This window comes from Trueperaceae bacterium (assembly GCA_036381035.1).
Taxonomy (GTDB): Bacteria; Deinococcota; Deinococci; order Deinococcales; family Trueperaceae; genus DASRWD01.
The window spans coordinates 1-23,874 of record DASVDQ010000132.1 but is presented as its reverse complement, the minus strand read 5'-3'; the positions used below and the strand labels follow the sequence as shown (position 1 = coordinate 23,874).

Genomic DNA, 23,874 nt, shown 5'->3' with positions numbered 1-23,874 from the left:
CGGTTTGTGCAACAATTGCTGTCACGTCAGAGATACCTGCAACACCAGTTGGGCAGGCGTCGTGACCCCGACCGGAGCGAGCCAGCGGGGCCGCCGCCCTCCGGCCGGTGACGAGACGTCTCGGAGGGACGCGTGATGGGCAGATCGACGCTGCGGTTCCTGTGCCCGAACGGGCACCTCGGCTTCGCACCGTTGAAGGTAGAGAGCTTCGAGCTGGGTGTCGCCACCAGGCCGGACTTCATCCTGGCCGACTCCGGCTCGGACGACATCGGCCCGGTGCCCCTCGGCACCGACACCTCCACGTCGCCCGCGGAGTGGCAGCGTCACGACCTCGAGAGGATGCTGCTGGCGGCGCGGGGGCTGGGGGTGCCGATGATCATCGGCTCGGCCGGCGACACGGGCACGAACAGCCGCGTGGACATGTTCGTGGGGATGATCCGCGACATCGCGCGCGAGCACGGCCTCCCTCCGTTCCGGCTGGGCTACTTCTACTCCGAGGTGCCCAAGGAGGAGGTCCGCGCCAGGATGGCCGCCGGCGAGACCGTGGCGGGCCTCGACGGACGCGGACCGCTCACCCCGGAGGAGCTGGAGGCCACGGACCGCATCGTGGCCGTCGCGGGCGTGCACCCATACATCGCGCTCCTCGAGCGCGGCGCCGAGGTGATCGTCGGCGGGCGCAGCTCCGACGCGGCGATCTTCGCGGCGCCCGCCATCCGCGCCGGGTTCCCCGAGGCGCTCAGCTACTACCTGGGCAAGGTCCTGGAGTGCGCGTCGTTCAACGCCGAGCCCTACGCCGGCAAGGAGACCGTGATCGGCGAGGTGAGCCACGAGGACGTGAAGGTCACGGCGATGAGCCCCTACCAGCGCTGCACGCCGGCCTCGGTGGCGGGCCACGCCATGTACGAGCGCTCGAACCCCTACTACGAGCACTTCGCGGGCGGGATGCTCGACATGAGCGGCTGCGTCTACGAGCAGTACGACGAGAAGACCACACGCGTCACGGGCCCGCGGTTCGTGCCGGCCGAGGAGCTGCGCGTGAAGCTCGAGGGCGCGGGCAGGGTCGGCGAGCGCTACATGGGCTTCGCCGGCGTGCGCGACCCCTACACGATCGCGCGCATCGACGACGTCATCGGCTGGGCGAGGCGGCAGGTGGAGGAGCGCTTCGGCACGCCCGAGGTGGGCGGCTACGAGCTCCACTACCAGGTGTACGGCAGGGACGGCGTCATGGGCGAGCTGGAGCCCCTGCGCGACAGGCCCGCTCACGAGCTGGGCATCCTGGTCTTCGGCGTGGCGCCGACCGCAGAGATGGCCGCCGAGGTGACTCTCGCCGGCACCAGGCAGATGTTCTACGCGCGCCTGCCCGACGTGAAGGGCACCGCCGGCGGCGTGGCCTTCCCCCTCGACGAGGTCGTGCGCGTCAGCCCCGCCTACAGGTGGACGCTGAACCACACGCTGCGCGTCGACGACCCGCTCGAGCTGTTCGAGCTCCACACCACCGAGGTCACGGGGGCCGAGGACCTCGAGCGCCGTCCCGCCCAGGTGGCGCCGTGACCGGAGACGCCGCGGACGCCCCCGCCCCCGGCCCGCGCGCGGCGACGAGGCGCCTGGCCGACCTCGCCAAGACGATCCGCAGCAAGAACGCCGGCGTGGACCGCATCACCTTCGACGTGATCTTCCGGGAGCGCGAGGACTACGAGCTGGTCAAGCGCTCCGGAGTCCTGAGCCGCGAGTCGGTCGCCAGGCTCTTCGGCATCAGCGAGGGGCGCATCACGGACTTCGTGACCTTCGACCCCGCCTACGCCATCAAGTTCACGATCCTGCGGTCCCGCCCCAGCGGCAGCCCCGGTGACAGCGACATCTTCGGCGCGCAGCAGTACGCCCCGCTGCTCGGCATCGAGGTTCCTGTAGTCTCGGAGGGATGAGCGTCACGGGCGGGCGCGCCGCGGCCACGGCGAGCGGCGAGCTGTTCGCGCGGCTCGAGGCCGCGGCGCAGTCGCTGACGGCCCAGGAGCAGCGGCTCGCCGCGCACATGGTCGAGCACCTCGACAGGTGGGGGTACGCGTCCAGCAGCCAGCTCGCCGACGAGGTGGGCGTCCACCGCTCCACGATCGTGAGGTTCGCCCAGAAGATCGGCTTCGAGGGCTACCCCGAGCTGCAGGAGAGCGCGCGGGCCGCGTACCTGCAGACCGTGGGCGCGCACGCCGACCTCGTCCTCACCGAGCCCGTCCACGGCGAGGACCTCACGCTCCAGGACCTGTACCAGCGCGAGCTGCTCAACCTGCAGCGGAGCTACTCGGGCCTCGACGTCCCCACCCTCGAGGCGACGGCGCGCCGCATGGCAGAGGCGCGCCGCGTGCTGGTCTTCGGGCGACGCTTCTCGTACCCCCTGGCGCTGCACATAAGCCTCGTGCTGCGCACGATGCGCGACCTGGTCGAGTGCGCGCCGGCGCCTGGCGGCATAAGCATCGACCGCATCTTCGACCTCACCCCTCACGACTTCGTCCTCGTCGTCTCGCTCAGGCGGCACTCCGCCGAGGTGCAGAGGACCCTGAACCACCTCACGGACAACGGCGTGCCCGCCACGGTCCTCACCGACGCCAGCCCGGGCCGCGACGTTCCCGACGGGATCCCCGTGCTGCGCGCGTTCGTCGCCAGCACGGGCGTGCTCGACTCGTACACGGCGCTGGTGTCGGTGAGCCACGCGCTGCTCACGCTAGTCGAGAGGATGCTGCCCGGCGCCCAGGAGCGACTGGCCGCAGCCGAGCGCGCCTGGAGCCGCTTCAACCAGTAGCGCGCATGGGGCCAGCCTCGACCAGCAGGCCGGGTCGGGCCCGTGGACCGACGGACCCCCGGACGTCAGCCCGCGGGTGCCGCCGCTGGGTCCCGCGCGACCGCGAACCCCGCGCACGCCGCCACGAACTCGGCGAACAGCGCGGCGAAGCCCGGCTCGTCGCACTGCCACTCGGGGTGGAACTGGCAGCCGGCCCCGAAGCCGCTCTCGGCCTCGATGGCTTCCACGAGGCCGTCGGGCGAGCGCGCCGCGACCCGCCACCCGCTCGGAGGCCTGCTGACGGCCTGCCGGTGGAAGCTGTTCACCCGCGTCTCGCGGCCCACGAGCCGCGCCAGGCGCGAGCCCTCCTCGACGGCCAGCGGGTGCGTGCGCACGGTGGGGGCCTCCTCCTGGTAGTGCTCCGGTCGTCCGTCGCGGCGCACGTCGCGGATGAGCTCGCCGCCCAACGCCTCGGCGATCGTCTGGTGACCGCGGCAGATGCCCATGAGCGGCATGCCCCGCGACCACGCCGCCCGCACCAGCGCCACCTCCACGTCGTAGCGCACCGGGTTCGTCTGGCGCAGGCTCGGATCCGGGTTCTCCTCGAAGTACCTGGCGGGGAGGCTGCCGCCGCCGCTCAGCAGCAGCCCGTCGAGCGCGTCCAGCGTCTCCTCGACCGCCGCCGGCGAGTCCGTGGGCACGAGCAGCGGCGCGCCCCCCGCGTCCCTCACGGCCTGCGCGTAGCGCGCGGCGAGCTCGAAGCGCTCCTCCTCGCGCCCCTGCCTGCGGACCGTGCCGAGGTGCACCGTGATGCCGACCCTGGGCCTCCGTGCCACTAGCGGTTCCTCCTCTTCGGGTCGAACGCCTCCTGGAGCCTGTCGCCGAGGAGGTTGATGGCCAGTACCAGCACGAGCAGCGCGATGCCGGGCAGCGTGCTCACCCACCAGGCTATGAACAGCACGTTGCGGCCCTCGGCGATCATCGAGCCCCACGCCGGGATCGTGGGCGGGATGCCCACGCCGAGGAACGACAGCGAGGCCTCGAGCACCATGAAGTAGCCGACGCGGAGGGTCGCGAGGACGAGGACAGGCGGCAGAACGTTGGGCAGCACCTCGCGGAACAGGGTGCGGAGGCTGCTCTGCCCCAGGGCCCGCGAGGCCTCCACGTACTCGCGCCCGGCCTGGTCGAGGGTCTCGCCGCGGGCCAGCCTGTAGAACTCCACCCAGCCCTTGAGCGAGAGGGCCAGCACGAGGTTCGCGAAGCCCGGGCCCAGGAAGGCCATCATGCCGATGGCGAAGATCAGGTAGGGGAACGCCAGCAGCAGCTCGGTGAGGCGTCCGCTGACGGCGTCGAAGGTGCCGCGGTAGAACCCGCCGAGCACGCCCAGCACGGTGCCGAAGGTCGCCGTGATGGCCACGGTGAGCGCGCCGACGAGGAGGCTGACGCGCGCGCCGTAGATGACGCGGCTGAGGATGTCGCGTCCCAGGCCGTCGGTGCCGAAGCGGTGCTCGGCCGAGGGCGGCCTCAGCCTGGCGCCGAGGTCCGTCGCGTCGGGGGGGTGCGGCACTATCGCGGGCGCGAGCACCGCGACGACCACGAAGGCGAGCACGACGGCCGCGCTCGCGGCGCCCACGGGCGAACGCAGCACCCGGCGCGCGGCCAGCAGGAACTGGGGCAGTGGACCGGTCATGCGCCCGCCCGCCGCGGCCGGACCGAGCCTGGCGACGGCGCTCTTCACTTCGCGGCGCCCCGCCTTCGGTCCGCCGGCGCGGCGGCACAGACCTCGGGACCCGAGGACCGCCGGCTCACAGGGCGATCCTCGGGTTCAGGTAGGTGTAGAGCACGTCCACGACGAGGTTCACGCCCACGTAGGTGAGGGCGTAGAGCATCACGGCCGCCTGCACGACCACGTAGTCGCGCGCGAAGATCGAGCTCACGACGAGCCGGCCCAGGCCGGGCCAGGAGAAGATCGTCTCGACGATCATGTTCCCGCCCAGCAGCTCGCCGATCTGGAGGCCGGTGACGGTGAGTGCGGGGATGAGCGCGTTGCGCAGGGCGTGCTTGATGACGACGGTGCGCTCGCGCAGGCCCTTCGACCGCGCGGTCGTGACGTAGTCGCGGCCCATGACCTCGACCATCGAGCTGCGCACCACGCGCGCGAGGACGACCGAGAACACGACGCCCAGGGTGACCGCGGGCAGCACGAGGTGTCTGAGCGCGTCGCCGAAGGCGCGCAAATCGCCGGCCAGGAGGGTGTCGACGAGCATGAAGCCCGTTCGCTCCGGCACGAACGTGGCGGCGGCGATGCGGCCGGACGTGGGCAGCACGCCCAGCTCGACGGAGAAGAGCAGGATCAGCAGCAGCCCGAACCAGAAGGCGGGCATGCTCACGCCCACGAGGGTGCTGCCCAGCACCAGCCGGTCCAGCGGCGAGCCGGCCCGCAGCGCGCTGACGATGCCTACGGGCAGCGCGATGACGAGGGCGAAGAGGATGGTGAAGGCCGTCAGTTCGATAGTGGCGGGCAGCGTCTCGATGATCAGCCGTGCCACGGGCTGGTTCTTGACGATGCTGTAGCCGAGGTCGCCCCTCACCACCCCGCCGAGGAACAGGCCGAGCTGCTCGAGCAGCGGCCTGTCGAGGTTCATCTCGCGGCGCAGGGCGTCGATCTGCTGCTGGCCGACGTTCGTGTCGCCGAGCATGATCTCGACGGGGTCGCCGGGCAGGAAGCGCAGGAACAGGAAGGCGACGATCGCCACCCCGAGTGCCACCGGGATCGCGGCGGCCAGGCGCTTGATGACCTTGGTCAAATCCGGTCCTTGCCAGATAGAGGCTACTGCGCTACGCGCCCGAGGTTAGCCGTTGCCCGCCACCTCGTGTGTGGCGGGCAACGGCACAGGACGCCGTGCCTAGCGGCGCGCCGGGCAGGCGAGCTCAGCGGACGGCGTAACCGGCCTCCCTGAGGAGCTCGCGGGCGCGGTCCGGGTCGTACGGGTACGGCTGGAGGTCCGGGTCGTAGCCGAAGCCGGAGGGCAGGAAGCCCGTCGAGAGCCTCTGGCCGCGGCCGCGGTAGATGTTCTCGAGGATGTTCTCCCAGTCGATGGCGTAGTTGAGGGCCTGCCGCACGCGGACGTCGTCGAAGGGCGGCTTGGAGACGTTCAGCTCGATGAAGTATGCGCGCGTGCCGGGGGCGGTGTGGACCGACACGCCAGGCGCCGAGTCGATGCGGTCGACGAGGTCGCCCGGCACCTCCTGGATGATCTGGACCTCGCCGGAGAGGAGCGCGGCCACGCGCGTGGAGGGCTCCGGCATCATGCGGAAGACGAGCGTCTGGAGCGGCGGCGGGCCCTGCCAGTAGCTCTCGTTCCGCTGCAGCGTCACCTGGGAATCGAGGCTGCCGCCCACGTACACGAACGGCCCGCTCCCTATGGGCTGCTGCGTGAAGCCGGCGACGCCAACCTCTTCCATGTAGTCCTTGGGGACGATCTGGAAGTGGACCAGGGCCTGCTCGAGCAGCCCTTGCGGGAAGGTCTCCCGGTAGTGGAACCGGACCGTGTGGTCGTCGACGGCCTCGACGCTGTCGATGGGGCCGAGCAGGCCGGCGCGCGGGCTCGTCTGACCGTCCACGCCGCCCTCGGTGATGATGCGCTCGAAGGTGAACACGACGTCCTCGGCGGTGAGGGGCTCGCCGTTCGAGAACGTGACGCCCTCGACGAGGTCGAACTCGAAGGTCGTGTCGTCCACGGCGCGCCACTCACGGGCGAGCATGGGCACGACCTGGCCCTCGGGCGTGGCGCCCACGAGGGAGTCGAAGATGTTGCGCAGCACGGCCTCGGTGTCGCGGCTGCGGTACATGGCGGGGTCGAACGTGAGCAGGTTGTCGGTGCGCATGCCCACGACCAGTGTGTCCGAGCCCTGTACGGAGACCTCGTGCATGCTCTCGCTGTTGTCGGCGGCGGGCTGCCAGCCCTGCACCGCGTCGCTGGCGGCCTCGATGTTCTCCAGGACGTACCCGAAGATCCACGGGGCGTCCTCGAAGATCATGCGCTGGGCGTCGAAGTACGCCTGCCGGCGGGCCTCGTCGTCGAGGGTGGTGGAGGCGATGCGGAAGGCCTCGTCGACGTCGGGGTTCGAGTAGAAGGAGCGGTTGCCCCTCGCCTGGGTGCCGAACTTGGGGATCCCGAGGTCGAAGGGGTCGAAGTAGGCCGAGCCCCAGTCACCCGTCGAGGCCGAGCGGTTGCCGGCCTGCATCTCCTCCACGAGCACGGCCGACTGCCAGACCCGCACCTGGGCGTCCACCCCGATCTCGGCGAGCATGGCCGCGATGGCCTGGGCCTCTGGGGCACGGTTCTCCGTCGTGTCGAGCGTGAACGAGAGCGTCTGCTGCGCCAGGGCGCCGGTGGAGGCCCCACCGAGCACGAGCAGAACCGTGAGTACCTTGCGGAGCAGCGTCGAGCGCTGACCCATCCCGCACCTCCTACCGCCCGAGGCGGCGTCGAGAGACTTGGGGACGTACGAGACGCCCCTGCCGGAGCCCTCACAGACCAACGGTCGTTACACGGACTGTTGTAGAACAATAAGCCTCTGCAACAAACGTTGTCAACGCGCCCGGGGTCGGCGTGGACACGGGAAGCCTCGAAGCCCTCGGCTCACCTGGCACCGGCAGACTGGTGGGCGTGAGCGCTACGAGAACGGTTCCCGGCACCGCTGCGGCGGAGCGGCCGCGTTGGCCAAGGATCCTCGTGCCCGGCCTGGTCATCGCGGCCTGGCTCGCCGTCGCCGGCGTCGGCGGGCCGTACTTCGGGCGGGTGGACGAGGTGTCGAGCAACGACCCCACCGCCTACCTGCCCGACTCGGCCGAGGCCACGACGGTCCAGAGGCGTCTCGGGGGGTTCGTCGGGACGGGCTCGGTGCCCGCCGTCGTCGTGTTCGCCTCCGACGCTCCCCTGACGCCCGACGACCTGGCCGCCATCGGCGACCGCCTGACCGCCGCGGCGTCGCTCGAGGGGGTGGCGGGCGGCACCTCGCCGGCGATCCCCTCGGAGGACGGGCTGGCGGCGCAGGCGTTCGTCCCCATCGTCGCCGACGACGAGCTGGCCGCCCACGTGGCGAGCCTCAGCGGCGAGCTCTCCAGCGGCCTGCCGCCCGGCGTGAGCGTCCACGTGACGGGACCCGCCGGCTTCAGCGCCGCGCTCGTCGAGGCCTTCGGCGGCATCGACGGCCTGCTGCTCGTCGTGGCCCTGGTGGCGGTGGCGGGCATCTTGCTGCTCGTCTACCGCTCCGTCTTCCTGCCGCTGGCGGTGCTGTCCGCCAGCCTCTTCGCGCTGTGCGCCGCGCTGCTAGCGGTGTGGTGGCTGGCGCGGGCCGGTGTCCTGCTCCTCAGCGGCCAGACGCAGGGGATACTCTTCATCCTCGTCATCGGCGCCGCGACCGACTACTCGCTGCTGCTGGTGGCGCGCTACAGGGAGGAGCTCCGCCACGCCGCAGAGCCCCTGACGGCGATCCGGCGCGCGGTGCGGGGCTCCGTGGAGCCGATCCTCGCGTCGGGAGGCACGGTCATCGCCGGCCTCCTCTGCCTGCTGCTCAGCGACCTGCGCTCGAACTCGTCACTGGGGCCGGTGACGGCCATCGGCATCCTGCTCGCGATGCTCTCGGCCCTCACGTTCCTCCCCGCGGTCCTCTACGCGCTGGGTCGAGCGGCGTTCTGGCCGCGCCGCCCGGCGTACCGGCCGGAGCTGGGGAGTGCCGTTGAGCCGGCGGGCTGGTGGGCTCGCCTGGCGTCAGGCATCGCGCGGCGGCCGCGCTCGGTGTGGCTGGTCACCGCCGCCGCGCTGGCGCTCGCCACGGTGGGCGTCACCCAGCTACGGGCGAGCGGCGTGCCGCAGTCCGAGCTGGTCCTCGGCGGCTCGGAGGCGCTCACCGGCCAGCGCCTGCTGGCACAGCACTTCCCCGGCGGCTCGGGCAGCCCCGTCTACGTGCTGGCGCCGGCCGAGGAGATGCAGGCCGCCGCCGACGTGATGCTCGACGCGCCCGGGATCGCGCGCGTGGCGGTGACGTCCGCGGGCTCCTTCAGCGGCACGGTGGCCGTCGGCGAGGACGGGCTGGCCGCCGGACGCCCCGGCGCCCCGCCGGCCGAGCCGACCGTGGTGGACGGGTACGTACTGCTCCAGGGCACGCTGGAGGACGCGCCCGACTCCGGTGACGCGCTGGCCACCGTCAGCCGGCTGCGGGCGGACCTGGCCTCGGCGCTCCAGGGCGACGCGTCCGTCGGGGGCGCCACGGCCACGGCCATCGACACGGTCCGGGCTTCCATACGCGACCGCACGCTGATCATCCCGGTCGTCCTCGCCGTGATCACGCTGATCCTCATGGTCCTACTGCGGTCGGTGCTGGCGCCCGTGCTGCTGATCCTCACGACCGTGCTGTCCTTCGGCGCGACGATGGGCGTGGCCGCGCTCGTCTTCGACGGCCTGCTCGGCTTCCCCGGCGCCGACCCGGCGGTGCCTCTCTACGGCTTCGTGTTCCTCGTGGCCCTGGGCATCGACTACAACATCTTCCTCATGACGCGGGTGCGCGAGGAGGCGCTGCGGCTGGGCACGCGGCGGGGCGTCCTGCGCGGCCTCGCCGTCACCGGCGGCGTGATCACCTCGGCAGGCCTGGTGCTGGCCGCCACCTTCGCCGCCCTGGCCGTGATCCCCATCCTCTTCCTCGCGCAGCTGGCGTTCATCGTCGCCTTCGGCGTCCTGCTCGACACCTTCGTCGTGCGCTCCCTGCTCGTGCCGGCGCTGGCGCTGGACGTGGGCCGGGCCATCTGGTGGCCCTCGCGGCTGGCGCGCATGGAGGAGTGAGCGGGGCGGCTGGCGTCCCCCGCCCCTCTGCGGCTGGCACCCGCGGCCCTTCCGCGCCCAAGCGCCCTCGGCCCTCCCGCGCCTAGCCCCCCTGGCCCTGCCGTGCCTGGCGCCCTCGCCCCTTCCGCGCCTAGGGCCCGCGGCCTTTCCGCGCCAGCCAGATCACGTGCCTGTGGCCCTTGCTGCCGCGGGAGCGCACGCGCTTCACCTCGACCTCGAACCCCGCCCCGGCGAGGCGCTTCGTGAACGACTCGCTGGGGAACGCCGACCACACGCCCAGCACCCCGCCGGGCCGCAGGGCGCGGTGCAGCGAGCGCAGGCCGGCGGCCGCGTAGAGCCGCTCGTTGCCCTCCTGCGTGGTGCCCTCAGGCCCGTTGTCGGTGTCGAGGAGGACCATGTCGAAGCGGGCGCCGCCGCTCCGCAGCACGTCGGCTACGTCGCCCACGACGAGCCTCACGCGCGGGTCGGCCAGCGGCTCGCCCGCCAGGTGGCCGAGGTGCGCGCGGTTCCAGTCGACGACCTCGGGCACCAGCTCGGCCACCGTGACCCTGGCGGTGGTCGGCAGCGCGTCGAGCACGGCCCGTAGGGTGAAGCCCATGCCCAGCCCGCCGACAAGGACCTCGGCGCGGCCTTTGACGGCGAGCCTCGCGACCGCCAGCGTCGCCAGGCCCTCCTCCGAGCCGTGCTGGCGGCTGTTCATCAGCTCGACGTTCGCCACGCGGATCGCGTACTCGTCGCCGCGCCGGCTCAGCGTCATGACGTCGCCGCCGGGCAGGGTGGCCGTGTCGATGGTCTCCCAGCGGCTCAACGGGCCTCCTCGGGCGCGCCGACCTCAGCCGAGGTCGGACGCCACCTCGCTGCGCACCCAGCGCCTGAAGAACGGGCTGTCGAAGGCGACCCCCTCGTCCTGTCGCACCAGCAGGCCGCGCGCCACGAGCGTCTCGACGGCCTTGTGCACCGAGGAGGCACCCGGCAGACCGTACTGGTCGCGCACCTCGGCCGAGTAGAGCCGCTCGGCGCCGAGGGCCACGACGCGCAGCACGTCCTGCTGCTGCGCCGAGAGCTCGCTCCAGATGCTGCGCAGCAGCGGCGTCTCGCTGCGCACGACCTCGTCGAACGACGCCCGCACGTCGGGCACCTCGACGCGGCGTCCCGCCGCGAGACCGCGGAAGTAGAGCTGGCGGGCGACCTGGACCACGTCCTGCGTGCGCGGACCGGCCAGGCGCACTACCTCGCGCCCGACCCCCGGCGCCACGCCGCTGCCGCGCGCCAGACGCTCCTCGATCCAGTCGGCGAACACGTCCTCGTCGATGGGCCCGAGGTGCAGCAGGTCGAACATCTTGTAGAACGCGCGGTCGGGGCCGATCATCCCGTGGATCAGCGACTCCTGCGAGCCCGCGCAGACGAACGCCAGGTCGCCGTGGCGCTGCATGACGTCGCGCAGGTGCCACTCCGAGCTCTCGCCGGCGAACGTGCGGACCGCCTGGAACTCGTCGAGCACGACGGCGACGGGTCGGCGGGTGCCCTCGCGTACCGAGCTGAGCCGCTCGAACACGCCCTCGAACGCCCGCCGGCGCTCCTCCTCGCTGGCCGTGCGCCGGTCGATGCCGAACGTGATGGCCGGCGGGCCGCCGTGCTCGTCGATCTTCACCGTCACCCGGGGGGCGAGGCCGCCTAGGAGGTCCTCGAGGCGCAGCTTCAGCCAGCGCGTCTCGAGGTAGAGGGAGCGCAGCAGCCGCGCCGAGACGTCGAAGAGGTTCGTGGCGGTGGCGACGTCGGCCGTGACGACGATCGGCTTCGGCCGCGAGCTGCGCGCCGACTCGGCGGCGTTGAAGATCGTCGAGCTCTTGCCCATGCGCCGCGGACCGTAGACGAGCAGCGACGAGGCCGAGAGCATCGCCGCGCGGACGCGCGCGACCTCCTCCTCGCGGTCGGCGAACGAGTAGCCGGAGACGTGCTCGCCAATCCGGAAGGGGTTCTGCTGCTCGCTAGCCATGGCCGCTCCGTCTCGCCGCAGAGTGATTCACCAAGTAGTGAATCACTAGCTGGTGAAATCGTATCCGTGAGGGGCGATGGGTGCAAGCGCCGGTCTCACCAGCCCCTGCGTCCCGTTCCTCCGGTTCCGCGGCGATGCGCGCCGACCAGCTCCGCGTAAAGCTCCTCGAAGCGCGCGGCCGTGGCGTCAGCGTCGTTCGTCCGCGCCCACTCGCGAGCGGCCCGGCCCAGCCTCGCGCGGCGCTCCGGGTCGCGGAGCAGGGACAGGACGGCAGCGGCCAGGGCCGGCGCGTCGCCCGGCGGGACGGTCTCGGCCCAGACGCCGGCGCCGTCCACCATGTGGCCGACGTGCGAGCCGACGCTCGGCACGCCCCAGCCCGCCGCCTCCAGCGAGACCACCTGACCGGCCTCGTGGCGCGACGTGACGAGCAGCAGGTCGGCGTCCCGGTAGAGGGGCGCCAGCTCCGCCTGCGTCAGGAAGCCGTGGAAGGTCACGTTGGCGCCGAGGCCCAGCTCCGCCGCCCGGCGCTGCACGGCGCCGCCCAGGATGTCCTCGCCGACGACGTCGAGGCGGGCCGTCGGCTCGTCGTCGACGATCAGCCGCATGGCCGCGAGCAGCGTGAACGGGTCCTTGACCCGGTTCAGGGTCCCGACGAACAGGAGGCGCGGCGGCGCGTGGCGGGACGCTCCCTCCGTCGGCCGACTGACCTCGGGAGCGTGGGGCAACGGCGCCCCAGGCGCCGTGCGGATCGCTCCTCGTGTCGGCGCGGCCCGGCTGGCGTCCGGCAGCGGCACCCCGAGCGTCACGCGGTGCGCGACGCGGCCATGAGCCTTCACCGCCTCCAGCATCGGCCCGCTCGCGCACGTGACCACGGTGGCGCGCCGCAGCGCGCCGGCCACGAGGAAGCGCGTGCGGCGCGAGAGCTGGGCGCCGTAGCCGATCTCCGGCAGCCCCACGAGCTCGCCGCCGGCGAGGCTCACGACCGAGGGGGCGCCGAGCCGGCCGGCCACGGCGGTCGCGAGCCACCCGGTGTCGGTGCCCCAGAACGCGTGGGCGACGTCGGGCCGCCAACGCCCGAGCGCCCGCCCTAGCGCCAGGTAGTGCCAGAGCAGGGTACGACCCGGCAGCGCCCGCAGGCTCCGCGGTCGCCCGAGGTTGACGACCCGTGCGCCCAGCAGGCCGTACTCGCGAGGCTCCTCGTACTGGCCCAGGGCGTACACCCGCACCTCGTGCCGCCGCGACAGGCGCTCGATGAACGCGAGGAGGACCGGGATCACGCGGCGCTCCCCGCTCTCGTCGACGCCGCCCGGCACCACCAGTGCCACGCGGAGGCGGTCGGGGCCCTCCGGCGGACGCGCCGTCACCGACCCCTGCTCCCGCGACGCTCCAGCACCGACCTGTAGACCGCGAGCGCATCGCGCCCGATCGCCTCGGTCGAGAGGCGGCGCCGGTACTGCTCGACGGCGGCGCGCGAGAGCTCCTCGCGGGGTCTGGCGAGCACGGCGCGGGCCACGCGCGCGAAGTCGGCCGCGTCGCCGGGGCGCCACAGGCCTCCGAGGCGTCCGCCGTCCGTCATCCACGCGAACGACGGGATGTCCGTGACGATGGGGACGAGCCCCGACCCGAGCGCCTCGGCCAGCGCGAAGCCCGAGCCCTCCCGGCGACTGGCCGCGACGTAGTAGTCGGCGCTGGCGTAGTACCAGGCCAGCTCGCCGTGCGGCACCCTCCCCACCAACGTGGTCGCGTCGCGCAGGCGGCGGCTCGCGCGCAGGCGGGCCTCGACCTCGCCGAGCTGATCGGCCTCCCCGAAGACCATCGTCAGGTGCGCCTCGGGGCAGTCGTGGAGCAGGAGCTCGAGGCCCTCGAGGAGCGTCAGCGGGTCCTTGACCGGATGCAGGCGCCCCACCCAGAGGAGAGCCGGCCGGCCGGGCAGCGGCACGCGGCCCCTCGCCTGGTCGCGCGGCACCGGCACGAGGCCCGTGGACCCCTCCATGACCTCGAACACCGGCTGGGCCGGGCCGACCACGCCGCGCGCTCGCCACGGCTCGGCCAGCCCGCGCGCCGTGAACATGAACCCGTCCGCGGCGGCGAGACCCCAGCGCTGCAGCGCCCCACGCCATCCCAGCCACGGACCCTCGCCGTGGTGCTGCACGACCAGGGCGGCCTCCGGCAGCAGGCGCCTCAGCGCGCGCACCGGCAGCGGGAACACCAGGCCGTGCACGTGCACGACGTCGGGACGCAGCCCGGCGACGCGCCGCAGGACGGGCAGGCAGGCGTCGACGGAACGAGGCCGCCCGCGCCCGGCTCCGCCCACGAACACGTAGCTCACGCCGTCTCTCGCCAGCTCGGCGCGGCTGGCGTGCCGTTGGACGACGATCACCGCTGCCCCCGCCCGGCTCAGGCCCGAGGCGAACTCGGTCAGGACCGGGAACGCCTGCAGCGTGCTCTCCGGCTCGCGCACGCCCGGGTCGTGCGCGAGGTTCAGCAGGGCGACCCGAGGCGCCTCCACCTCCCTTCACCCGCCGCGTCGCAGCGCGTGCTGCACCGCCTTGCGCGCCGCCCTGACCCCGACCCCCGCGAGGTAGGCGGCGTAGGCGACCGGCGCCGGCAGGTGGGGGTACGCCACGCCAGCCAGCCAGGGGTTCGGCCGCCACCGCAGCCAGTGCGACGCCAGCCACGGCAGCGCGTTGATGTCGACGCCGGCCAGGTTGAGGCCCGACCGGTCGTCCAACGGCGCCCGCGCTGCGAGGCGGGCGAGGGCGCTCCCCACGCGCGGCTCGAGCGCCTCCACCTTGGCAGAGAGGTCGCGGCCGGGGAACGCGCGGGCGGCCAACGCCAAGGCGGGGTAGGTCCAGGCCGAGAGCGCCTCGTCGATACTCCCGACACCCGCCGCGACCCGGGCGACGTCGAGCCAATGTAGGAGCATCCCGCCGCCGCGCACCAGGTGCAGGGTCGCGTGCGAGGCCAGGTCGTCGAGGAGCGCGGCGTCGGACGGGACGACGGCAGGCTGGCCCAGGACCTCGTCCTCGCGAGCATGGGACCAGAGCGAGGGCGCCAGGTCCACGCCGCCGCGGTCCAGCCACACCGTCTTCTGCAGCCGGGTGTGGACCTCCACCGTCCGCGGGTTGCCCGGGTGAGTGCCGTCGAGCGCGACGACCCTCTCGCCCGGCCGGCCGAAGGTGCGGTGCCTCGCCACGGCCGCGTCGACGGGCGCGTAGCCGAGGCGCGCGAGGACTTCGTGGAGGCCCGGCTCGTCGGCGGCGTGGACGAGCAGGTCGAGGTCCGCCATCGGGCGCAGGCCGGGCTCGCGGTAGCGGGTGAAGGCCAGGAGCCCGCCCTTGAGGGGCATGACCGGCACGCCGGCGGCGGCGGCGCCCGCCAGGATGGCGCCGAGGTCCTCGGCGAACGCCCCCATGCGGGCGCGGTTCTGCTCGAGCTGCGTCGCGAGCCAACCGGCGGTCTCGGACGCGGCGGCGCGCTCGACGCTCGGGCCACTACCCGCTGCTGCCACGTCGGCGACCAAGGGTGCCAGGCCCTGCGTGGTGAGCAGGCGTCGCAGCGCGGGGTGCCAGTCCGGCGGCATCTCCGCCAGGGCGCCGTAGAGCGCGGCGGGGTCCCCCTCCCGCAGCCAGCCGAGCACGACGGGCACCAGCGCCCGCGCGACCCGCAGCCGCTCCGCGGCGGGAGCACTCGCCCAGCCGGACGCGGCCGCCGCTTCGGCGGAGGCGCGCCCGTCGACCCGGGCCGTCAGTCCCAAGGCCCCTCCATGAAGGCGTCGAGGGCGTCGACCATCGCGTCTGGCTCGGAGCCGCTGGCGAAGCGGTAGACGCCCCGCTCGAGGAGCCCCTCCAGCAGCGCCTCGTGCCGCTCGGTCCACCCGACCTGCCACGGCCACGCCGGCTCGACCAGCGCCTTGGCCTCGGCGTCAGGCAGGCGCTCGATGACAGTGCCGCCCGGCCGCCTCGCCAGCACGAGAGACGGGCCCACCGGGCCGGACGCCCCCACGCTGCCGGGGAACAGGCTCTCCAGGTCGAGGTCGAGCTTGTGCTCCCCGTTCGCCTGCAGCCGCGGCTCGAGCCGGGCCAGCTCGGGGAAGAACCGCTCGGCCTCGGGCAGGAGCTGGAGCTGCCACGGCAGGCCCCACGTGCGGGCCTCGCCGTCGCCGCCGACGTGCACGGAGTCGTCGGAGACGACCCGGTAGCCGCGCCGCGCGGCGGCGTAGGCGAGGGTCGACTTGCCCGCGCCCGAGGGCCCGTGCAGCAGCACGCCGCGGTCGCCCTTGAAGAGGCAGGCGCAGTGGAACGGCACGTAGCCACGGCCCGGCCCCAGCATCGCCAGCGCCAGCGCCGCGATCACCTGCTGCTGCAGGCGCGGACCGTCCGCGACGAGCCGCGGCGTCACGGCGGCGAAGGCCTGGCCGCTCAGGACGTCGGCGGCGGCGCTGTCGTGCGCTCCCAGGACGACGGTGAAGAGGTGGGCCTGGGTGCGGAACACGGGCCTCGCCGCCAGGGGCGCCGGCGAGTCGGGGGCGTGCGTGACCACGCGCAGCCGCAGCGGCTCGCCGCCGACCGGAGGTGGCCCGCAGCGGGAGAACAGCTCCGCGGCCAGCTCCATCACGCGCTCGTCGTCGCACTCGAACAGCAGCGCCTCGCCGGCCAGGCGGAACGTGCGGGCGTGCGTCGGCTCGCGCTGCTCGAGCATCGCGTCGGGCGGCAGCGCCCTGGCGCGGCGACCGGCGTGCGGCGGGGCGTCGCGGCGGACCATCAGGGCCGCCTCCCCGTCGTCGCGGGCTCGAGGCAGGCAGCCAGGCACGACGCGGGTGCCGGGACGGCCGCCGTTGGGGCGGCGGCGGGGGCCATGCACGGCCCGCGTGCCGGGCCGGCCGCCCCTAGGGCTGTCGCACGGGTCACGGACGCCCTCCCGCCAGCACGACGCCGCGCCGGAAGACGCCCTGCGCGGCGAAGAACGCCACCGCCACGGGGAGCAGCGCGACGAGCGACATGGGGACCATGTACTGGAGCTGGGTGCCGTAGAGGCCCTGGAAGAACGACAGGCCCAGCGACATCGTGAACGTCGACTCCCTGGTGAGGTAGACGAGCGGCTCGAGGAACTCGTTGTAGGAGCCGATGGCGGCGAACACGGCCACCACGGCGACCGCCGGACGCGCCAGCGGCAGCGCCACGTGCCAGTAGGTGCGCAGGGGGTCGCAGCCGTCGAGCTCGGCGCAGTCGAACAGCTCCCGCGGCAGCCCACGGAAGAACTGGCGGAACAGGAAGACGTAGAAGGGGCTGCCGAGGAAGTGCGGCACCACGAGGGGCAGGTAGGTGCCCACCCAGCCGAGGCTGCTGAAGAGCAGGAACCTCGGCAGGAGCGTGACGGCGGCGGGGAGCATCGCCGTGGCCAGCAGCAGCGCGAACAGCACGCCCCTGCCGCGGGCCGGCAGCGTAGCGAACGCGTAGCCGACGAGCGACGACGACATCACCGTGCCCGCGACCGTCAGGCCGGCGACCAGGGCGGAGTTGAGCAGGAAGCGGCGGAAGTCGAGGAGTCGCCAGGCCTCGACGAGGTTCTCGAGCGTCAGGCGCCCGGGCAGCCAGCTCGCGGGCGTCTGGAACAGCTCGGGCGCGGGCCGGAAGGCGGTCACCACCACCCACAGCAGGGGCAGGGCGAAGGGCAGCACCGCCAGCGCGATCCCGGTGTAGACGAGAGCGGGCCTGAGCCTTCCCATCAGCAGACGGCGCTCCGCATCAGACCCGGCCGTCCCACTTGGCCCGAGCCAGGCGACAGGCAGAGCCGCCACGCGGTCACGTCCCCTCGACCAGCCGAGCCTTTCCCCATCAGCCCGCAGCCTCCCTCAGCCGGCGCCCAGGTAGAAGACCCGCCGCGCGAAGACGCGGAACTGCGCCACGGTGAGCAGCCCGACGAAGGCCAGCAGGGCCAGCGCCAGGGCGGCGGCGTAGCCGAGCCGGCCGTAGGTGAACGCGTTCTGGTAAAGGTAGAGCGGCAGGGTGAGAGTGGCGTGGTCCGGCCCGCCGCCGGTGAGCAGGTAGGTGGGCGTGAAGACCTGGAAGGCGCCCACGACGTTCACGACCGCCAGGTAGAAGGTCACCGGCGTGAGAAGCGGCCAGCTCACGTGGCGGAAGCGTCCCCAGGGACCGGCGCCGTCCAGCGCCGCGGCCTCGTGCAGCTCGCGCGGCACCGCGTCGAGCGCGGCGAGGTAGACGACCATGTTCACGCCCGCGCCCCACAGGCCCAGCAGGATCAGCGTGGGCATCGCCCACGACTCGCTGTGCAGCCAGCCGGGGCCGGTGACGCCGACCAGCGCGAGCAGCCTGTTGACGAGCCCGAAGCGCGGGTTGAACACCCAGCTCCACAGCAGCGCCATCGCCACGCCTGAGAGCACGGCCGGCAGGAACACGAGCGTGCGGAAGAGGCGCACGCCGCGACGCGGCCGGCGCAGCAGCACGGCCAGCGCCAGGCCCAGCGCCAGGCCGAGCGGCACCACGCCGGCGGCGTAGTAGGCGGTGTTCAGCAGGCTGCGGCCGAACAGCGGGTCGCGGCCCAGGGCCTCCAGGTTCTCGAGACCAACGAAGCGCGGCGGCCGGGGCAGAGGCCAGTCGAGGAACGACATCGCCACCACCGCCAGCAGCGGCCCGGCCTCGAAGAGCACGAGGCCCAGCAGCCAGGGCGAGACGAGCAGGTAGAACCACCTCTCGCGCCCCCTGGCGACTCGGCTGAGGCGGGGCGCCGCCGCGCGCCCGGTCGGCCTGCGCACCTGCGCCTGGTAGACCGGGCCCAGCGGAGGCCCGTCGGGGTCGGCCCGCCGCCTCACGCGCCGAGCGATCACGGCTGGCGGTCGGCCGCCAGGGCGTCGTTCAGCACGCGCTCGATCTCGGCCAGGCCCTCCTCGACGGGCACCTCGCCGCGCATCGTCCGCGCGAAGAGGTCCGCGGTCAGCCCGTACGCCTCGAAGGCGCTCGGCGTGAACGGCCTGAACACCGTGGCGTACTCCATCGCGGCGAGGATGGCCTCCTGGTTGGCGGGGGCGCGGCTCGGGTCGACGATCGACCCGGCGGCGCTGCGCCTGGCCGGCACCGCGTGACCAGGGCGACCCCACGTCTCGGCGAGGAAGCCCGTCGCGGTCAGCTCGCTCAGCAGCGCCAGCGCCTCGGTCGGGTGGGGGCTCGTGGCCGCGATGGCGTAGCCGTTCGTGCTGAGCGGCGTGTGCCGCTGGCCGTCCACGCCGAGGAGCGGCTGAGCGACGTCGTAGTCGATGCCGCCGACGTCGTTGAGCTGCCCCACCGCGAAGAAGCCGTTGTAGCCCATGGCCGCGGCGCCCGACAGGAACGGGTCGCCGGGGACTCCCGTCTGGCCGCCCGAGTAGGGGTCGTAGAGGCCGGCGTGGTCGACCTGCACGAGGTCGGCCCACCACCGCGCCGCCGCGACGACGTCTGGGTCGGTGGCGTCGAACGTCGTGCACAGCTCGTCGGCGCACCAGTCGGCCCCGAACGCCTGCACCAGGTGACGCTGCCACATGTGGGTGAGAGAACCGTTCCAGCCCCAGCGCACGATGCGGTCGGGGTCGAAGGCGGGGTCGCGGGGCGAGCGTCCCTCGGCGTCGCGCGTGAGGGCGATGGCCGCCTCGCGCATGTCCTCGAACGTCCAGTCGTCGGTGGGGTACGCGAGGCCGGCCTCGTCGAACGCGGCCTTGTCGTAGAACAGCACGTCGGGCGAGGCGGTGTCGGGCAGCGCCCACAAGGCGCCCTGCCAGCGGAACGGCTCGAGCACGCCGGGGAAGTAGTCGTCGAGGACGGCCGCGTCGAAGCCCGGCAGCGAGTCCAGAGCGAGGAACGCGTCCCGCCTGATCCAGCGCTGCGCCGAGAGACCCTCGATGCGCACGAGGTCGGGCAGCGTGCCCGCGGCGAGGCGCGCGTTCACGCGCTCCGCGAACGCTCCCTGGGGGACCGGCTCGAGCTCCACGACGAACTCGGGATGTGCCTCGTCGACGGCCGCCAACGCCGGCCTGAAGCTGTCGAGCTCCTGCGGCGTCATGCCTACCATGACCGTCAACGTGACGGGCTGCGCCTGCTGTCCCTGCGCCAGGACTCCCCCGCGCTCGGCCAGGCCGAGCAGCACCAGCACCAGGACGAGGCAGCGGGTTCGAGCCAACGGCATCTCCCACCTCCCCGATCTGCGGGCATGTGCCCCGGCGCACGTTCAGGGCAACAGGACCACAAGCTAGTGCAATCCCCGGCTCGGGGCCAAGCCCTATGAACGGAGGGTAGCCGCGCGGCCCCTCGGCGAGCGAGGCACTTGCCGCTCCGTCCCGCGGCGGGCGAGCCGCGGACGACCGGTCCACCCCTGGCTCGCGGTGCCGCATGCGGCGGTGGCACATGATGGGGAGCCATGCCACGGCTCTTCATCGCCTTGCCGATCGCCGATGACGTGGTGACCGAGCTCGCCAGATACGAGCGCCCGGGCCTCGGCGACTGGCGGTGGGTGAGGCCCGACGCCATGCACCTCACGCTCGCGTTCCTGGGCGAGGTCGACGAGGAGGTCGTGCCGTCCGCGGAGCGGGCGCTGCGCCTGAGCGCTGCGGGCGTACGGGCGCTGGACCTCTCTGCCGCCGGCGTGGGCGCGTTCCCCGACCAGCGCCGGGCCCGAGTGCTGTGGGCGGGCGTGGGCGGCGACCTGCGCGAGCTCGCCGGGCTCCACGCCGCCCTCACCAAGGCGCTGCGGGGCGAGGGCTTCGAGGTGGACGAACGGCCCTTCCACCCTCACGTCACGCTGGCGCGCTCGCGGGTGCCCCGGCCGCTGCCCGACGGCCTCGACCGGGCACGGCTCTTCGGCCGCTGGCGCGCCGCGGAGGTGCGCCTCTACGAGAGCCACCTCGGCCCGGCGGGTCCGCGCTACGAGGTGAGGTCGGTGGCCGCGCTGGACAGCCCACGAAGGGTCGTCGAGTAGTACCTCCGACTGCCTGTAGACCTCGACGCCAGATCTACGGTGAAAATGGCGTCGAAGTCTCCACGCACGCTCCGGCCACCCGATCGAGCCTTCTTCCTGTTCGGCCCGCGCGGGACCGGCAAGAGCACGTGGCTGAGGGAGCACTTCCCGGCCGCGTTGCACCTGAGCCTTCTCAACCAAGAGGAGGTCGTGAGGTTCACGCGCGAGCCCGGCCTACTCCGCGGCTTGGTGACCGCCAGGCCTCGCAGCGACTGGATCGTCCTGGACGAGGTCCAGCGGGTTCCGCAGCTCCTCGACGAGGTCCACTTCCTGATGGAGGAGGAAGGCTACAGGCGCTTCGCGCTCACCGGCTCCTCCGCCAGGCGGCTCAGACGCGGCGGCGTGAACCTGCTCGCCGGACGCGCCGTGGTCCGCAGGCTCTTCCCCCTCACGGCGGCCGAGCTGGACTTCTCCGTGCCTGTCGACGACCTCATGCACTACGGCGGCTTGCCCCTCAGCGTCCTCGCCCGGTCCGATGAGGAGCGGGAGGACTTCCTCAGCGCCTACGTGACCACCTACCTGGCCGAGGAGATAAGGGCCGAGGGCGAAGGTGAAGGAGGTCGCCCTCCCGAAGTTCTACTGGTTCGACAGCGGGGTCCTGAACGCGGCCGCCGGCGCGTTCGAGCAGCCCATGCCCGCCGACTGGGACGGCGTGTTGCTCGAGCACCTGGTGCTGAACGAGATGCGCGCGTACCTGCACTACTCGAACTCGAAGGGCTCGCCCGGTTACTGGGCCACGCCGCACGGCACCGTGGTCGACATCGTCTGGTGGCGAGGCGACCGGATGGTGGCAATCGAGGTCAAGGCCGCGCGCCGGTACCGACTCGAGTTCCTCCACGGGATCCGCTCGCTGCGGACCGCGAAGCCCGTGCCGGAGGCGCACGTCGTGTACCGCGGAGACGAGGAGCTCCGCGTGGATGGCGTGCGCGTGCTGCCCGTCGCCACGTTCCTCAGGCTGCTGCACGCCGGCGAGGTGGTGGGCTGACAGGTGGTCAGACGATCCCCAGCGCCCGCGTCGCCCGCGCCACCTTCCGGAAACCCGCGATGTTCGCGCCCAGCACGTAGTCGTCCGGCCGGCCGAACTCCTCGGCGGCCTCGCGGCAGCGACGGTGGATGCTCCTCATGATGTCCCGCAGGCGCTGGTCCGTCTTGTCGAAGCTCCAGCGGTCGCGGCTGGCGTTCTGCTGCATCTCCAGGGCCGAGGTCGCCACGCCGCCCGCGTTCGCGGCCTTGCCCGGCCCGAAGGCCACGCCGGCGCGCTGGAACGCCCTCACGGCGTCGGGCGTGCAGGGCATGTTCGCGCCCTCGGCGACGGCCACGACGCCGTTCGCGATGAGCCTCTCGGCGTCCGCGCCGTTCAGCTCGTTCTGGGTGGCGCTGGGGAACGCCACCTCGCAAGGCACCTCCCAGACGGTGCCGCCGGCCTTGTAGTCGGCGCGCGGCCTGTGCTCGACGTAGTCGGAGATGCGCCGGCGACGCACCTCCTTCAGCTCCTTGAGGAGGTCGAGGTCGATGCCGTCCGGGTCGTAGACGCGCCCTCCCGAGTCGCTGCAGGCCACGACCCTCGCGCCTAGCTGCTGCAGCTTCTCGACCGTGTAGATGGCCACGTTCCCCGAGCCGCTCACCACGCAGGTGCGACCATCCAGCGACTCGCCGCGCGCCGCCATCATCTCCTCGGCGAAGTACACGCAGCCGTACCCGGTGGCCTCCTTGCGCACGCGCGACCCGCTCCAGTCGAGGCCCTTGCCCGTGAGCACGCCCGCCTCGTAGCGGTTCGTCATGCGCTTGTACTGGCCGAACAGGTAGCCGATCTCGCGCTCGCCCACGCCGATGTCGCCCGCCGGCACGTCGGTGTACTCGCCCAGGTGCCGGTGCAGCTCGGTCATGAAGCTCTGGCAGAAGCGCATGACCTCGTGCTCGCTCCTGCCCTTGGGGTCGAAGTCGCTGCCGCCCTTCCCCGCTCCGATGGGCATGCCGGTGAGGGCGTTCTTGAAGATCTGCTCGAAGGCCAGGAACTTCACGGTGTCGAGCGTCACGGTGGGGTGGAAGCGGAGCCCGCCCTTGTACGGCCCCAGCGCGCTGTTGAACTGGATGCGGAAGCCGCGGTTCACGTGCACCTGGCCCTGGTCGTCCACCCACGGCACGCGGAAGATGACCTGCCGCTCCGGCTCGCAGATGCGGTCTATGAGCTTGTCCTCCAGGTACTCGGGATGCTTCGCGACCAGCGGCCCGAGGCTGCTGAGCACCTCGTCGACGGCCTGCAGGAAGTCGCGCTCCCCCTGGTTGCGGCGCTCGATGCGGGCGAAGATCTCCCGCAGGGCGTCGCTGCTGTCCAGCGTGGCGCTCGGCATGGGGCAGAACATAAGTCTTGCGCGGCGGGACACTTGTCCCTGGACGGCGGGCGTAGGACCACGCGAGGCGCGGGCCGAGGCGACGCCTGTCGCCCAGGTATGGTGATGCCCTGCACCGAACCTGGAGGCCACCCATGAAGCTGCTGCTCACGTCCGCCGGCGTCAAGAACCCCAGCATCCACGCGGCCCTGGTGGACCTCCTGGGGAAGCCGATCGCCGAGTGCGACGCCCTCGCCATCCCCACCGCCGGCTACGGACACCCCATGGTCAAGCCCACCGGCGCGTACAGCTTCCTGACGGGGCAGTCCACGACACCGATGGTCGAGCTGGGGTGGAGGTCCGTGGGGGTCCTCGAGCTGACCGCCCTCCCCAGCATCGATCCGGACCGGTGGACGCCTTGGGTCCACGCCGCCGACGTTCTGCTGGTGAACGGTGGCGACGCCCTCTACCTCGCCCACTGGATGCGCGAGTCGGGCCTGGCGGCGATGCTGTCTGCGCTGGAGGACAAGGTGTGGGTGGGCCTGAGCGCCGGCAGCATGGTCATGACGCCGCGCATAGGTCGGGAGTTCATGGGTTGGCAGCCACCCGACGACAGCGACGCCGCGCTGGGGCTCGTCGACTTCTCGATCTTCCCCCACGTCGACCATCCGGACCTCCCGACGAACACGATGGCCGCCGCCGAGAAGTGGGCGGCGAAGCTCGGGAACCCCGCCTACGCCGTGGACGACGACACCGCGTTCAAGGTCGTGGACGGCCAGGTGGAGGTGGTATCCGAGGGGCACTGGCAGTACTTCGAGGCGTAGGGCCCCGCCACCTCGGAACCGTGGCGGCAACGGCTTTATCCTGGGCCGGTGACGCCAGCCGAGGCCGACAGCGTCCACCTCGATCCGGTGGTCCTGAAGCCGTATG

At 72.9% G+C, this 23,874-nt stretch carries 21 protein-coding genes; 7 read left to right on the top strand and 14 right to left on the bottom strand.

Annotated elements, in window-relative coordinates; all coding sequences use genetic code 11:
* Positions 1 to 135: 135 nt before the first annotated feature.
* The 3 genes from VF202_14765 to VF202_14755 are packed head-to-tail and all read left to right on the top strand — an operon-like array spanning position 136 to position 2,791.
* On the top strand, positions 136 to 1,551 hold the full coding sequence (locus tag VF202_14765) for an acyclic terpene utilization AtuA family protein (GenBank protein HEX7041376.1): 1,416 nt from the start codon (positions 136 to 138) through the stop codon (positions 1,549 to 1,551).
* Positions 1,548 to 1,922 carry a DUF4387 domain-containing protein gene (locus VF202_14760; GenBank protein ID HEX7041375.1) on the top strand — a complete coding sequence of 125 codons (375 nt, stop codon included), beginning with the start codon at positions 1,548 to 1,550 and terminating at the stop codon, positions 1,920 to 1,922. The genes VF202_14765 and VF202_14760 overlap by 4 nt, the downstream gene beginning before the upstream one ends.
* Positions 1,919 to 2,791 (top strand): MurR/RpiR family transcriptional regulator, encoded by an 873-nt coding sequence (locus tag VF202_14755; protein ID HEX7041374.1) that lies wholly within the window; start codon positions 1,919 to 1,921, stop codon positions 2,789 to 2,791. The genes VF202_14760 and VF202_14755 overlap by 4 nt, the downstream gene beginning before the upstream one ends.
* Positions 2,792 to 2,856: 65 nt before the next feature.
* On the opposite strand, the gene VF202_14750 is transcribed toward VF202_14755, so the two are convergent.
* From VF202_14750 to VF202_14735, 4 genes are all read right to left on the bottom strand, one after another.
* Positions 2,857 to 3,606 carry a gamma-glutamyl-gamma-aminobutyrate hydrolase family protein gene (locus tag VF202_14750; GenBank protein HEX7041373.1) on the bottom strand — a complete coding sequence of 250 codons (750 nt, stop codon included), beginning with the start codon at positions 3,604 to 3,606 and terminating at the stop codon, positions 2,857 to 2,859.
* Entirely contained in the window at positions 3,606 to 4,508 is a 903-nt protein-coding gene (locus VF202_14745) for an ABC transporter permease (GenBank protein HEX7041372.1), read from the bottom strand. Before VF202_14745 ends, VF202_14750 begins: the two co-directional genes overlap by 1 nt.
* Positions 4,509 to 4,575: 67 nt before the next feature.
* Positions 4,576 to 5,577: an ABC transporter permease gene (locus VF202_14740; GenBank protein ID HEX7041371.1), complete on the bottom strand. Its 1,002-nt coding sequence runs from the start codon at positions 5,575 to 5,577 to the stop codon at positions 4,576 to 4,578.
* A gap of 124 nt (positions 5,578 to 5,701) precedes the next feature.
* Positions 5,702 to 7,234 (bottom strand): ABC transporter substrate-binding protein, encoded by a 1,533-nt coding sequence (locus VF202_14735; protein ID HEX7041370.1) that lies wholly within the window; start codon positions 7,232 to 7,234, stop codon positions 5,702 to 5,704.
* 209 nt (positions 7,235 to 7,443) lie between these two features.
* On the opposite strand from VF202_14735, the gene VF202_14730 reads away from it, so the two are divergent.
* Positions 7,444 to 9,615, top strand: a complete 2,172-nt coding sequence (locus VF202_14730) for an MMPL family transporter (GenBank protein ID HEX7041369.1) — start codon at positions 7,444 to 7,446, stop codon at positions 9,613 to 9,615.
* 130 nt (positions 9,616 to 9,745) lie between these two features.
* Here VF202_14730 and VF202_14725 read toward each other — a convergent pair whose 3' ends face one another.
* From VF202_14725 to VF202_14685, 9 genes are all read right to left on the bottom strand, one after another.
* A complete protein-coding gene (locus VF202_14725) occupies positions 9,746 to 10,423 on the bottom strand; it encodes a hypothetical protein (protein HEX7041368.1) in 678 nt (225 codons plus the stop codon).
* Between the two features lie 24 nt (positions 10,424 to 10,447).
* Positions 10,448 to 11,611, bottom strand: a complete 1,164-nt coding sequence (locus tag VF202_14720; protein ID HEX7041367.1) for a hypothetical protein — start codon at positions 11,609 to 11,611, stop codon at positions 10,448 to 10,450.
* 95 nt (positions 11,612 to 11,706) lie between these two features.
* Positions 11,707 to 12,975, bottom strand: coding sequence for a glycosyltransferase family 4 protein (locus VF202_14715; GenBank protein ID HEX7041366.1), 1,269 nt, complete (start codon positions 12,973 to 12,975; stop codon positions 11,707 to 11,709).
* The gene (locus VF202_14710; GenBank protein ID HEX7041365.1) at positions 12,972 to 14,120 is read right to left on the bottom strand and encodes a glycosyltransferase family 4 protein; all 1,149 of its coding nucleotides are present in this window, start codon (positions 14,118 to 14,120) and stop codon (positions 12,972 to 12,974) included. The genes VF202_14715 and VF202_14710 overlap by 4 nt, the downstream gene beginning before the upstream one ends.
* A 6-nt stretch (positions 14,121 to 14,126) precedes the next feature.
* A complete protein-coding gene (locus VF202_14705) occupies positions 14,127 to 15,368 on the bottom strand; it encodes a nucleotidyltransferase family protein (GenBank protein HEX7041364.1) in 1,242 nt (413 codons plus the stop codon).
* Entirely contained in the window at positions 15,359 to 16,375 is a 1,017-nt protein-coding gene (locus VF202_14700; GenBank protein HEX7041363.1) for a hypothetical protein, read from the bottom strand. Before VF202_14700 ends, VF202_14705 begins: the two co-directional genes overlap by 10 nt.
* A 142-nt stretch (positions 16,376 to 16,517) precedes the next feature.
* The gene (locus VF202_14695) at positions 16,518 to 17,339 is read right to left on the bottom strand and encodes a carbohydrate ABC transporter permease (protein ID HEX7041362.1); all 822 of its coding nucleotides are present in this window, start codon (positions 17,337 to 17,339) and stop codon (positions 16,518 to 16,520) included.
* Positions 17,340 to 17,465: 126 nt separating this feature from the next.
* Complete coding sequence (locus VF202_14690; GenBank protein ID HEX7041361.1) at positions 17,466 to 18,386, bottom strand: sugar ABC transporter permease; 921 nt, start codon at positions 18,384 to 18,386, stop codon at positions 17,466 to 17,468.
* A gap of 68 nt (positions 18,387 to 18,454) precedes the next feature.
* Positions 18,455 to 19,786, bottom strand: a complete 1,332-nt coding sequence (locus VF202_14685; protein HEX7041360.1) for an extracellular solute-binding protein — start codon at positions 19,784 to 19,786, stop codon at positions 18,455 to 18,457.
* A gap of 231 nt (positions 19,787 to 20,017) precedes the next feature.
* Here VF202_14685 and thpR point away from each other — a divergent pair, with 231 nt between their 5' ends.
* Positions 20,018 to 20,575: an RNA 2',3'-cyclic phosphodiesterase gene (gene thpR / locus VF202_14680; GenBank protein ID HEX7041359.1), complete on the top strand. Its 558-nt coding sequence runs from the start codon at positions 20,018 to 20,020 to the stop codon at positions 20,573 to 20,575.
* A 589-nt stretch (positions 20,576 to 21,164) separates the two neighbouring features.
* Positions 21,165 to 21,599, top strand: coding sequence for a DUF4143 domain-containing protein (locus VF202_14675; protein HEX7041358.1), 435 nt, complete (start codon positions 21,165 to 21,167; stop codon positions 21,597 to 21,599).
* 7 nt (positions 21,600 to 21,606) lie between these two features.
* Here VF202_14675 and gdhA read toward each other — a convergent pair whose 3' ends face one another.
* On the bottom strand, positions 21,607 to 22,965 hold the full coding sequence (gene gdhA, locus VF202_14670; protein HEX7041357.1) for an NADP-specific glutamate dehydrogenase: 1,359 nt from the start codon (positions 22,963 to 22,965) through the stop codon (positions 21,607 to 21,609).
* Between the two features lie 134 nt (positions 22,966 to 23,099).
* Between gdhA and VF202_14665 the strand changes: the two genes are divergently transcribed.
* Positions 23,100 to 23,768: a Type 1 glutamine amidotransferase-like domain-containing protein gene (locus VF202_14665; protein ID HEX7041356.1), complete on the top strand. Its 669-nt coding sequence runs from the start codon at positions 23,100 to 23,102 to the stop codon at positions 23,766 to 23,768.
* Positions 23,769 to 23,874 lie beyond the last annotated feature (106 nt).

Bases quoted from the DNA above. Each gene is read 5' to 3' on its own strand.
- VF202_14765 (HEX7041376.1), top strand. From the start codon at position 136: ATGGGCAGATCGACGCTGCGGTTCCTGTGCCCGAACGGGCACCTCGGC.
- VF202_14755 (HEX7041374.1), top strand. From the start codon at position 1,919: ATGAGCGTCACGGGCGGGCGCGCCGCGGCCACGGCGAGCGGCGAGCTG.
- VF202_14735 (HEX7041370.1), bottom strand. From the start codon at position 7,234: ATGGGTCAGCGCTCGACGCTGCTCCGCAAGGTACTCACGGTTCTGCTC.
- VF202_14720 (HEX7041367.1), bottom strand. From the start codon at position 11,611: ATGGCTAGCGAGCAGCAGAACCCCTTCCGGATTGGCGAGCACGTCTCC.
- VF202_14700 (HEX7041363.1), bottom strand. From the start codon at position 16,375: ATGGTCCGCCGCGACGCCCCGCCGCACGCCGGTCGCCGCGCCAGGGCG.
- VF202_14695 (HEX7041362.1), bottom strand. From the start codon at position 17,339: ATGGGAAGGCTCAGGCCCGCTCTCGTCTACACCGGGATCGCGCTGGCG.
- VF202_14685 (HEX7041360.1), bottom strand. From the start codon at position 19,786: ATGCCGTTGGCTCGAACCCGCTGCCTCGTCCTGGTGCTGGTGCTGCTC.
- thpR (HEX7041359.1), top strand. From the start codon at position 20,018: ATGCCACGGCTCTTCATCGCCTTGCCGATCGCCGATGACGTGGTGACC.
- gdhA (HEX7041357.1), bottom strand. From the start codon at position 22,965: ATGCCGAGCGCCACGCTGGACAGCAGCGACGCCCTGCGGGAGATCTTC.
- VF202_14665 (HEX7041356.1), top strand. From the start codon at position 23,100: ATGAAGCTGCTGCTCACGTCCGCCGGCGTCAAGAACCCCAGCATCCAC.